We start from the raw sequence: 10642 nt of genomic DNA on the forward strand, positions 1-10642 counted from the left end.
CCAGCACCACGAGCTGCGGGTTGAACACGTTGACCCCCGCAAGCAGAGGAGACCGCGGATGCCCGACCACGCGACGCGCGGCAACAACCTCGACCGCGTCAGGCGGCACAACCTCTCGGCGATCCTCCGCCTCGTGCACCGCGGCGGCCCCCGCTCCCGCTCGCAGCTGACCCGCCTGACCGGCCTCAACCGCTCCACGATCGCGGCGCTGGTCGGCGAGCTGGTGGAGCTCGGCATCGTGCGCGAGCGCGAGCCCGCCACGCCGAACCAGGTCGGCCGGCCGAGCCCCGTCGTCGAGGCCGATCCCGGAGTCGTCGCGCTCGCCGTGAACCCCGAGATCGACGCCGTCACGGTCGCCGTGGTCGGGGTCGACGCCGTCGTCCGCCGCCGCATCCGCCGCTCCGCCTCCGTCCCCACCGCCGAGGCCGCGGCCCGTCTGGCGGCCGAGGCGGTCGCCGAGCTGCTCGCCGAGCTGCCCGAGGAGACGCGGACCGTCGGCATCGGCGTCGCCGTGCCCGGCCTCGTCCGCGACGCCGACGGCCTCGTCCGGGTCGGCCCGCACCTCGGCTGGGACGACGAGCCCTTCTCCCGCATGCTCGCGGACGCGACCGGCCTGCCCGTCCTCTCGGCGAACGACGCCAACCTCGGTGCGCTCGCCGAGAGCGTCCTCGGCGCCGGCCGCGACGTCTCGCACCTCGTCTACCTCAACGGCGGCGCGAGCGGAGTGGGCGCCGGCGTCATCGTCGGCGGCGCGCCTCTGCACGGCATCGACGGCTACGCGGGGGAGATAGGCCACACCCTCGTCAACAGCGCGGGCATCGACTGCCACTGCGGCGCCGTCGGCTGCCTCGAGACCGAGGTCGGCCGCGCCGAGCTGCTCACCGTGCTCGGCCTCGACGAGAGCGAGCGGCTGGAGGAGGCGCTCGCCGCCTCCGAGGACCCGGCCGTCCGTGCCGAGGTCGAGCGCCAGCTCGGGCACCTCGCGGTCGCCCTGCGCAACGTGATCAACGTGTTCAACCCGCAGCTCGTGGTGCTGGGCGGCTTCCTCGGGGCGCTGATCGGAGTCGCGCCGGGGTTCCTGGAGGAGCGCCTGGGCCGCGGCGGCCCCTTCCGGGTCGCGCTCGACTCCGTGCGCATCGTGCGGACCGAGCTCGGCGCCGATCTGCTCATGCTGGGCGCAGCCGAGCTCGCCTTCGAGCGCCTGCTCGCCGACCCGCTCGGCACTCCGCTCCACCCGGTCTGACCCGACGGCGGGCCGAGGGGTGGCGCCACTGTCCGACACGTGATCGAATTGATTCGACCGAGCGGCGTGGAGCCGACGAGGTCCGCTCCCGAGCCGAGGACGACACCGGCCGCACCCCTCCCTCCCACCCCGCTGCGCCCTGCGCAGGAAGGCACTCCGTGTCCACTCCCGCCTCGACTCCGACCGCCTCCCTCCCCGTGCACCGCCACCCGGGCGACGCCCTGACGGCCCGCCAGCGCCTCGTCTACGTGATCGTCCTCGGCTCGCTGACCGCCCTCGGGCCGTTCACGATCGACCTCTACCTGCCGGCGTTCCCCGCGCTGCAGAGCGAGCTGAACGTGTCGGAGGCGGCGGTCCAGCTGACCCTCACCGGCACGACCCTCGGCTTCGCGCTCGGCCAGCTGGTCGTGGGCCCCTGGAGCGACGCGGTCGGCCGGCGCCTGCCGATCCTCCTGGCCACCTCGCTGCACGTCCTGGCCTGCGTCGGCGCGGCGCTCGCCCCCGAGATCGTCACGCTCGGCGTCTTCCGCTTCCTGATGGGAGCCGGTGCGGCGGCGGGCGGCGTGGTCGCGATGGCGATGGTCCGCGACCTCTTCGGCGGACGCCCGCTGGTGCGGATGCTGTCCCGGCTCGCCCTGGTGTCGGGCCTCGCGCCCGTGCTCGCGCCGGTCATCGGCTCGCAGCTGCTGCTGATCATGGACTGGCGCGGGATCTTCGTCTTCCTCGCCGCCTACGGCGTGCTGGTCGTCGCGGCCGTCGGCCTGCTCGTCGTCGAGACCCGGCCCCGCGCCGCCCGACACGAGCGCGAGCACCGCTCGCTCGTGCAGCGCTACCGGGCCGTCCTCAGCGACCGCGTGTTCCTCGGAGTGGCGGTGATCGGGGGCATGACCTTCGCCGGCCTGTTCACCTACCTCTCCAGCTCCTCGTTCCTGTTCCAGGGCCTCTACGGATTCGACGCGCAGCAGTACGGGCTGCTCTTCGCCGTGAACTCGCTCGGCGTCGTCCTCGGCGTGCAGGCGTCCTCCTACCTCAGCCGGAGGATCGGGCCGCAGTGGATCCTCGCGATCACGACGCTGACGCTGTTCACCTCCGCCGGCCTGATCGCCCTCTTCGACGTGCTCGGGCTGGGGCTCTGGGGCACGCTCGTCCCGCTGTGGTTCTTCATCGCGTCCTGCGGCTTCAGCTTCCCGTGCGTGCAGGTCCTCGGCCTGGTCAACCACGGCCGGGAGGCGGGGACGGCCGCGTCGCTGCTCGGAGCGGTCAACTTCGGCACCGCCGGACTGCTGTCGCCGATCTCGGGGGTCTTCGGCGCCGGCTCGGCCGTGCCGATGGCCGTGGTGATGATGGCGACGGCGACCGTGTCGATCCTGGCGCTCTGGCTGATCGTCCGGCCGAGGAGCGTCCCGGCGCTGCAGGACTGAGCGCTCGGCTCCGGGTCCCGGCGGTCCGGCACGCCCCGCTCCTGCGGCTCCTCCCGGGCGTTCCGGCCCTCGCTGGATCCGCTCCCGAGCGCCGCTGCTACAGTCCCCTCCCATGTCCTCCCGCGACTCCTCCGCCCTGCTCGCCGAGCTCTCCGACCCCGACCGCGACGTCCGCCTCCGCGCGGCGATGACCCTGGGCGAGCTCGCCGAGCCCGCCACCGCCGAGCCCCTCGCCGCGCACCTGTGGGAGGAGCCCGACTTCTTCGTCCGCGACGTGCTCACCTGGTCGCTCGGCCGCCTCGGCTCCGCCGCCGTCCCCGTCGCCCGCGAGGCGCTCGGCCGCGAGCCCCGGGTGCGCACGCAGGCGCTGCACGTGCTCAGCAAGATCCTCGACCCGGCGACGCTCGACGACATCGCCCCGCTGGCCGCCGACTCCGAGCCCGCCGTCGCCGCGAAGGCCCGCTTCGCGCTGGGCCGCCTCGGCGACGAGCGCGCCCTGCCGGTCCTGCTCGGCCTGCTCGGCGACGACGACGCGGAGGCGCAGAACGTGCTCACCGACGTCCTCGCCTCCTTCGGCGCCGCGGCCGTCCCCGGTCTGGAGCAGGCTCTCCGCGAGGGGTCCGCGCCGGTCCGGCGTCACGCCGCCGCCGCGCTCGGCTACCTGGGCGACGACGCGCGTCCTGCCGTCGACGCGCTGGACGGGGCCGCCGGCAGCGACGACTCCGCGCTCGCGGTCTCGGCCGTGATGGCGCTCGGCTCGATCACCGGTCCCGACGCGGCCGCCGCCCTCGAGCGGGCCTCCGCCTCGGACGACTCCCGCGTGAGCGCCGTCGCCGCGCGGCTCCTCGCGCGCTCCTCCGAGCCGACCCGGCTCGACGCCCTCCGCGCCGCCCGCCTGGCCCGCGCGGCCGGCTGAGGCGCGCCGCGAACCCCCGCGGGGGAAGGCAGGGGATCCGCAAGGCCGCTCGAACCCTGTCATGAACCCCGCCGCGCGGACGCCGGTCTTCTGATCGGTCGGCCGCGCCGCCCCGCAACCCCCAGCGGGGGAACGCCGGGTGACGGCATCATGTCCGGATGGATCACCGCGACGACCGCCTGTCGACCGAGCCCGGAATCGCGCGCCCCGACGCCGTCCAGCGTGCGCGGATGCGCGAGCAGGTGCCGTCCGACGACGTCGCCGCCCGGCTGCTGACGAAGGAGGCGGCCCACCGGGTCTCCCGCCGCTGGCCGCTGATCTCCGCGTCGCTCGCGATCCTGCTCACGGTGCTGCTCGCCGTGCTGATCGCCTTCCGCCCCACCTCGGCCTTCCGCTTCGACGTGGAGTGGATGGACGAGATCGTCGAGCACCGCTCGCCGGTCTGGGACATCCCGGCCCTCGTCATGAACACGGTCGGAGCGGGGCTCGTCGGCACGACGCTCATCCCGCTCGGCATCGTCGCCGTGCTGCTGGTGTTCCGCAGGCGGTGGGCGGCGCTCTACTACGCGATCGCCGCGCTGGTCAGCGTGGGCGCCACCCAGCTCGTCAAGGAGCTGGTGGGACGCGCCCGCCCGGCCGACATGCTCGTCACCAGCGACTACGGCTCCTTCCCGTCCGGCCATACCGCCAACGCGGCGACGACGGCGATGGTGCTGGCCCTGGTGTTCCCGCTGCTGTGGGTCTGGATCGCGGGCTTCCTCTACACCGTGGCGATGATGGCGAGCCGCACCTACCTCGGCGCCCACTGGCTGAGCGACACCGTCGGCGGCCTGCTGCTCGGGATCGGCGTGGCGCTCGTGGTCTGGGCTCCGCTCGCCGGCCGCCTGCGCACCGAGGCCGAGCTCCCGCACCCGCCGATCTGGATCCGCCGCACCACCTGACCGGCATAGCGCTCCCTGCGAGGGCTTCGAGGCCCCGAGGATCGGCGCCCGAGGAGCGCGGAGGCTCGCCGATCAGCCGAAGGCGGCGAGGGAGTCGAGCTCGTTGAAGGTGTAGACGTGCAGGCCCGCGAGGCGGTCGCCCGCCGCCGCTTCCAGGCGCGCGACGAACGCGGACGGGTCGAAGCGGCGTCCGCGGAGGAGCCCGCCGGCCACCGAGGTGCTCCGCTTCAGGAAGCCGAGCGAGGAGCCCACTCCGATCCGCGCGCCCAGCGTCAGCAGCCGCGAGCGCTCGACCGGCCCCGGCACGCCCGCCCACAGATCGGCCGTGATCCCCGTCTCGCGGAGCCGATCGGCGTAGCAGACCACCGCGTCGACGTCGAAGCACATCTGCGTGACGATCGAGCGGATGAACGTAGCGCGCTCGCGCAGGTGCCGCTCGATGCTCTCGTCGGAGAGGTGCGGGTGGCCCTCGGGATAGCCTGCGATGTCCAGGGCCAGCCCGGGTGAGATCTCGCGGGCGTCGCGGATGAGCTCGAGGCTCGTGGAGTAGGTGCCGGCCGCCGAGGACGCGTCGCCCGAGATCACGAACGCCTCGTCGATCCCCGCCTCGCCCATCCGGCCGAGGACCCGCTCGAGTGCGGCGCGGCTCTCGACGTTCCGCGCCGCCAGGTGGGGCACCACGCGGAACCCGCGCCCGGCCAGCGCGACCGCGCAGTCCACGGTCCGCCCGGTCCCGTGCTTCGGCAGGCTGGTCACGGTCAGCGTCACCGCGGAGGGGTCCGGGAACGCCCGCGCGGCGCGCTCTCCGATGTCGTCGGCCGGGATGATCTCGAAGCGCGCGCGGGTCATCGGCCCAGCCTGCCACGCGGAGGCGGAGCGGCGCGGGTGGTGGCCGCAGCCGCACGAGTGTCGGAGGGGCGCCCTAGCCTGGAGCCGATCGCCGCCCGGTGGTCGCGGAAGGAGTCGCGTGTACCTGGAGTCCGGCCGCGTGGTCACGAGCCCCACCGACCTGTCGAACTGGGCGGCCTGCGAGTGGGCGGTCCTCCGCCGGTTCGACGCCCTGCTGGGCCGCGCCCCGCGCCTCGAGGCCGAGAGGGACGGGATGCTCGAGCGCACCGCGGTGCTCGGCGACGAGCACGAGCACCGCTTCCTCGCCGAGCTGAAGCGCACGCACGAGGTGCTCGAGTTCGAGCGCCCCGAGCCCGCCGGCTACCCCGCGGCGGCCGAGGCGGCCGTCGAGGCGATGCGCGCCGGGGTCGACGTGCTCTACCAGGCCACCTTCTTCGACGGCGAGTTCCTGGGCTTCTCGGACTTCCTCCTCCGCACCGCCGACGGCGCCTACGAGGTCTACGACACCAAGCTCGCCCGGCACGCCAAGATCCCGGCGCTGCTGCAGCTCGCCGCCTACGCCGAGCAGATGCAGGCGCGCGGCATCCGCGTGGGGGAGCAGGTGCACCTCGTGCTCGGCGACGGCTCCGTCACCAGCCACGAGCTGGCCGTCGTCGCCCCGGTCCAGCGGGTGCAGCGCGCACGGCTCCGCGCCGTGCTCGCCGAGCGCCTCGCCGCCGACGAGCCGCTGGCGTGGGGCGATCGGCGCTACCCCTCCTGCGGACGCTGCTCGGTCTGCGCGCCCGAGGTCCAGGCGCACCGCGATCCGATCCTCGTCGCCGGGATGCGGCTCGACCAGCGGGCGAAGCTCACGGCGGCCGGCGTCCTCACCCTCGACGCCCTCGCCGAGCACGACGGCCCCGTCCCCGGGCTGGGCGCGGGCACGCTCGAGGGCCTGCGCGCCCAGGCGCGGCTGCAGCTGCGGTCGGAGTCCTCGCCGGTGCCGGCCGTCGAGGTGATCGACGCCTCCGTGCTCGCCGGGCTGCCCGCGCCCGACCCGGGCGACCTCTTCTTCGACTTCGAGGGCGATCCGCTCTACACCGAGGACAACCGCGAATGGGGCCTCGACTACCTCTTCGGCATGGTCGACGACCAGGAGCGCTTCACCGCGCTCTGGGCGCACGACCTCGCGGCCGAGCGCAGGGCGCTCCTCGACTTCCTCGCGCTCCTGCGGGCGCGCCGGGCCGAGCACCCCCGGATGCACGTCTACCACTACGCCTCCTACGAGCGGAGCCACCTCCTCTCGCTCGCGCTCCGCCACGGGGTCGGCGAGGAGGAGGTCGACGCGCTCCTGCGCGACGGCGTCCTGGTCGACCTGTACCCGGTGGTGCGGCGGGCGCTCCGCGTGGGCTCGCGCAGCTACTCGCTCAAGAAGCTGGAGCCGCTCTACATGGGCGAGGAGGAGCGGGACGCGTCCGGCGTCACGAACGCCGCCGACAGCATCGAGATGTACGTGGAGGCGCGCGCCGCACAGAGGGCCGATCCTGTCGAGGGGCAGCGCGGGCTCGACCTCGTCGCCGAGTACAACGCCTACGACTGCCGCTCCACGCTTCGCCTGCGCGACTGGCTCCTGGAGCTCGCTCCGCCGCGCGAGGAGCTGCCGCCGCTGCTCGAGGTCGAGATCCCCGTGCCCCGCGAGCCGCACCCGGTCGCGGTCGCCCTGCTGGCGCAGGTCGAGGGGATCGAGCCGCGGGAGCGCACCGCCGACCAGACCGCGCTCGCCCTCGCCGGCGCGGCGATCGACTACCACCGCCGCGAGGCCAAGACCTTCTGGCAGGAGCACTTCGACCGCCTCCGGCAGCCGCTGGACGAGTGGGCGGACACCCGCGACGTCGTGATGATCGACCGGGTCGAGGTCGTCCGCGACTGGGCGAAGCTCCCGCGCGCCCGCACGCAGTCGCGCGAGCTGCGGATCCTCGGCCGGCTCGCTCCCGGCAGTCGGCTCGGCACCGGCTCATCGCCGTACCTGGTCTACGAGGCCCCGGCGCCCCCTGGTGCGCCCTCGCCCGGTCCCGGTCTGCGCGGCGCCTCCGAGCGCTCCGAGATCCTCGCGGTCGACGACGACGGGGAGCGGATCGTCCTGCTCCTCAAGGAGGGCCTGAAGGCGGGGGAGGATCCGCACGACGACGCTCCGGTCGCCCTCGCCCCCGCGCCGCCGCCGCGCGCCGCGCCCCAGCCCGAGGCGATCGCGGAGTGGGGCGGCGAGGTCCTCGACGCGCTGCCCGCGATGCTGGCCGACCCGGCGCTCGACGTCCTCCGCCGCGTGCCGCCGGGAGCCGTCGCTCCGGTGCAGGGCGACGACGTGATCGGCGCGGTCGTCACCACTCTGCTCGGACTCGACCGGGCGACCCTCGCGGTGCAGGGTCCGCCCGGCACCGGGAAGACCTACGTCGGCTCCCACGTGATCGCACGGCTGGTGAACGAGCACGGCTGGCGCATCGGCGTGGTCGGCCAGTCGCACTCGGTGGTCGAGAACGTGCTGAGCGCCGTCGTCGGCCGCGGCGTCGATCCCTCCCGCGTGGCGAAGGTGCCCAAGAACGGCACGCCGCCCGAGGCGCTCGAGGCGGCGCCCTGGGCGCCGGTGAAGAACGCGGCGGCACTCACCGCGGTCCTCGAGGAGGGCGGCGGCTGCGTCATCGGCGGCACCGCCTGGACCTTCGCGAACCCGGTCACCGTGCCGCGCCGCTCGCTCGACCTCCTGGTGGTCGACGAGGCCGGGCAGTTCTCGCTCGCCCCGACGATCGCGTCGGCCGTCTCCGCCCAGCGGCTGCTCCTGCTCGGCGATCCGCAGCAGCTGCCCCAGGTGAGCCAGGGCGCGCACCCGGAGCCGGTCGACGAGTCGGCGCTCGGCTGGCTCGCCGACGGGCACGACGTCCTCCCGCCCGAGTACGGCTACTTCCTCGCGGAGACCCACCGGATGCACCCGGCGCTCTCCGACGCCGTCTCCGAGCTGTCCTACGAGGGCGCGCTGCGGTCGCGGGCGCCGCAGGTGCGCCACCTGGAGGGGGTCGAGCCGGGCGTGCACTCCGTCCCGGTCGAGCACGCGGGCGACACCACCTCCTCGCCGGACGAGGCGAGGCGCGTCGTCGAGATCGCCCTCTCCCTCGTCGGCCGCGCCTGGACCGACGAGCACGGCGAGCGGACGCTGACCGCGGCCGACGTCATCGTCGTCGCGCCCTACAACGCCCAGGGCGGGCTCCTCCGCACCGCCCTCGACGCCGCGGGCCTCGAGGAGACCCCGGTCGGCACGGTCGACCTCTTCCAGGGCAGGGAGGCGGTGGTCGCCATCGTGTCGCTCGCCGCGTCCTCCGGGGCCGACGTCCCGCGCGGAATGGAGTTCCTCCTCCTGCCCAACCGCCTGAACGTCGCGGTCTCGCGCGCGAAGTGGGCGGCGTACCTGGTGCACTCGCCGGCGCTCGCCGCCTCGCTCCCGACCTCGCTGACCGGCCTCGGGCACCTCTCCGGCTTCCTCCGCCTGCTCGAGCAGGGGGGGCGGGCCGCCCCGTGACGGATCCGGTGGCCGGAAGGCGCGCTCCGCTCCGATTCCGTCGGTGCTCGGCATGGTGGACGACGCGATCCGTCGCTACGGTGTCCCCATGAGAATCCTCCTGGTCGGCGCCGGCGGCGTCGGCGACGCCTTCGCGAAGATCGCCGCGCGCCGCTCCTTCTTCGAGCAGATCATCGTCTGCGACTACGACCTCGCCCGGGCCGAGCGCACGGTCGCGTGGATCGCGGAGCGGCACGGTGCCGACGACCGCTTCGTCGCCGCGCGGATCGACGCCTCCGACGCCGAGAACGTCGAGACCGTCGCCCGCGCGCACGGGGCGACCCACGTGATGAACGCCGTCGAGCCGCGCTTCGTCCCGACGATCTTCGCCGGAGCGCTCGCCGCCGAGGCCGACTACCTCGACATGGCGATGAGCCTCTCGCTCCCGCACCCCGAGCGGCCCCACGAGCTGACGGGGCTCAAGCTCGGCGACGAGCAGTTCGCCGCGGCGGAGGAGTGGTCCTCCCGCGGCCGCCTCGCCCTGGTGGGCATGGGCGTGGAGCCGGGACTCTCCGACGTCTTCGCCCGCTACGCCTCCGACCACCTCTTCGACGAGATCGACGAGCTCGGAGTGCGCGACGGCGCGAACCTCGTCGTGCACGACGCGGACGGCCGCGAGATCTTCGCTCCGTCCTTCTCCATCTGGACCACGATCGAGGAGTGCTTGAACCCGCCGGTGGTGTTCGAGCGCGACCGCGGCTGGTACACCACCGCCCCCTTCTCGGAGCCGGAGGTGTTCGAGTTCCCCGAGGGCATCGGCCCGGTCGAGTGCGTGAACGTCGAGCACGAGGAGGTGCTGCTGATGCCGCGCTGGCTCGACGCGAAGAAGGTCACCTTCAAGTACGGCCTCGGCGAGCAGTTCATCGGCGTCCTGCGCACCCTCCACCTCCTCGGCCTCGACAGCACCGAGCCCCTGCGGGTCCGCTCGGCCGGCGGTCCCGTCGAGGTCTCGCCGCGCGACGTCGTCGCCGCCGCCCTGCCCGACCCCGCCGGCATCGGCCCGCGGATGACGGGCAGGACCTGCGCCGGCCTCTTCGTCTCGGGCACGAAGGACGGCGCCCGCCGCGAGGTGTACCTCTACCACGTGAGCGACAACGAGTGGACGATGGCCGAGTACGGCACCCAGTGCGTGGTCTGGCAGACGGCGCTCAACCCGGTGGTCGCGCTCGAGCTCCTCGCGACCGGCGTGTGGACCGGCGCCGGAGTGCTCGGGCCGGAGGCGTTCAGCGCCGACCCGTTCCTCGAGCTGATGGCCCGCCCCGAGGCCGACGGCGGGTACGGACAGTCCTGGCACGTCCGCGAGGACTGACCGGCGCCGCCGACCTAGGCTGAGCCCATGAGTGACGACGACGGGCTCGCCTCGGCGAGGGACGAGGCGCGCGCGGCCCTGGAGGCCGCCCGCCGACTGCAGGCGGAGGCCGCCGAGGCCCTGGCGCGAGCGGAGGCGGCGGCCGCGGCGCTGAACGCGGCGGCCGGCCCGGAGGAGGCGGAGGCCGTCGCGGACGACGTGCGGCTGGTGGCGGCGTCGGGGAGCGGAGCGGAGCAGTCCGCTGCTCCCGTTGCCCCGGACGCCGTCGCTCCGGACGCCGTCGCTTCCGGTCCGATCGCTCCGGATGCACCTGCTCCGCTCCGCTCCCCGACGCCGCCACCAGCCGCACGTCGTCCGCGACGGCCTCCGCCTCCTCC

Annotated in this window: 7 protein-coding genes and 1 pseudogene; 7 read left to right on the top strand and 1 reads right to left on the bottom strand. The window is 74.5% G+C overall.

The window, feature by feature from the left end:
* The first annotated feature begins 58 nt into the window (after positions 1 to 58).
* The 4 genes from C5C30_RS16925 (at position 59) to C5C30_RS16940 (ending at position 4521) form a co-directional block, all read left to right on the top strand.
* On the top strand, positions 59 to 1243 hold the full coding sequence (locus C5C30_RS16925; RefSeq protein ID WP_104227455.1) for an ROK family transcriptional regulator: 1185 nt from the start codon (positions 59 to 61) through the stop codon (positions 1241 to 1243).
* A 158-nt stretch (positions 1244 to 1401) separates the two neighbouring features.
* On the top strand, positions 1402 to 2664 hold the full coding sequence (locus C5C30_RS16930) for a multidrug effflux MFS transporter (protein ID WP_104258263.1): 1263 nt from the start codon (positions 1402 to 1404) through the stop codon (positions 2662 to 2664).
* A 112-nt stretch (positions 2665 to 2776) separates the two neighbouring features.
* Positions 2777 to 3580 carry a HEAT repeat domain-containing protein gene (locus C5C30_RS16935; RefSeq protein ID WP_104234526.1) on the top strand — a complete coding sequence of 268 codons (804 nt, stop codon included), beginning with the start codon at positions 2777 to 2779 and terminating at the stop codon, positions 3578 to 3580.
* A gap of 158 nt (positions 3581 to 3738) precedes the next feature.
* On the top strand, positions 3739 to 4521 hold the full coding sequence (locus C5C30_RS16940) for a phosphatase PAP2 family protein (protein ID WP_244229597.1): 783 nt from the start codon (positions 3739 to 3741) through the stop codon (positions 4519 to 4521).
* A 72-nt stretch (positions 4522 to 4593) separates the two neighbouring features.
* On the opposite strand, the gene C5C30_RS16945 is transcribed toward C5C30_RS16940, so the two are convergent.
* Positions 4594 to 5370: a methylenetetrahydrofolate reductase gene (locus tag C5C30_RS16945; RefSeq protein ID WP_104334163.1), complete on the bottom strand. Its 777-nt coding sequence runs from the start codon at positions 5368 to 5370 to the stop codon at positions 4594 to 4596.
* Positions 5371 to 5488: 118 nt separating this feature from the next.
* On the opposite strand from C5C30_RS16945, the gene C5C30_RS16950 reads away from it, so the two are divergent.
* The 3 genes and pseudogenes from C5C30_RS16950 to C5C30_RS17465 all read left to right on the top strand — a co-directional run.
* Positions 5489 to 8917, top strand: coding sequence for a bifunctional RecB family nuclease/DEAD/DEAH box helicase (locus tag C5C30_RS16950; RefSeq protein WP_104334164.1), 3429 nt, complete (start codon positions 5489 to 5491; stop codon positions 8915 to 8917).
* An 88-nt stretch (positions 8918 to 9005) separates the two neighbouring features.
* Entirely contained in the window at positions 9006 to 10265 is a 1260-nt protein-coding gene (locus tag C5C30_RS16955) for a saccharopine dehydrogenase family protein (protein WP_104251121.1), read from the top strand.
* A gap of 27 nt (positions 10266 to 10292) precedes the next feature.
* A pseudogene (locus C5C30_RS17465) lies at positions 10293 to 10642 on the top strand (hypothetical protein); the annotation flags it as partial.

The sequence above is a fragment of the Rathayibacter sp. AY2B5 genome (genome assembly GCF_002931645.1).
GTDB lineage: Bacteria > Actinomycetota > Actinomycetes > Actinomycetales > Microbacteriaceae > Rathayibacter.

What these genes read in the sequence shown, in the direction of transcription:
- C5C30_RS16925 (WP_104227455.1), top strand. Translation starts at nt 59, where the DNA reads ATGCCCGACCACGCGACGCGCGGCAACAACCTCGACCGCGTCAGGCGG.
- C5C30_RS16935 (WP_104234526.1), top strand. Translation starts at nt 2,777, where the DNA reads ATGTCCTCCCGCGACTCCTCCGCCCTGCTCGCCGAGCTCTCCGACCCC.
- C5C30_RS16940 (WP_244229597.1), top strand. Translation starts at nt 3,739, where the DNA reads ATGGATCACCGCGACGACCGCCTGTCGACCGAGCCCGGAATCGCGCGC.
- C5C30_RS16945 (WP_104334163.1), bottom strand. Translation starts at nt 5,370, where the DNA reads ATGACCCGCGCGCGCTTCGAGATCATCCCGGCCGACGACATCGGAGAG.
- C5C30_RS16955 (WP_104251121.1), top strand. Translation starts at nt 9,006, where the DNA reads ATGAGAATCCTCCTGGTCGGCGCCGGCGGCGTCGGCGACGCCTTCGCG.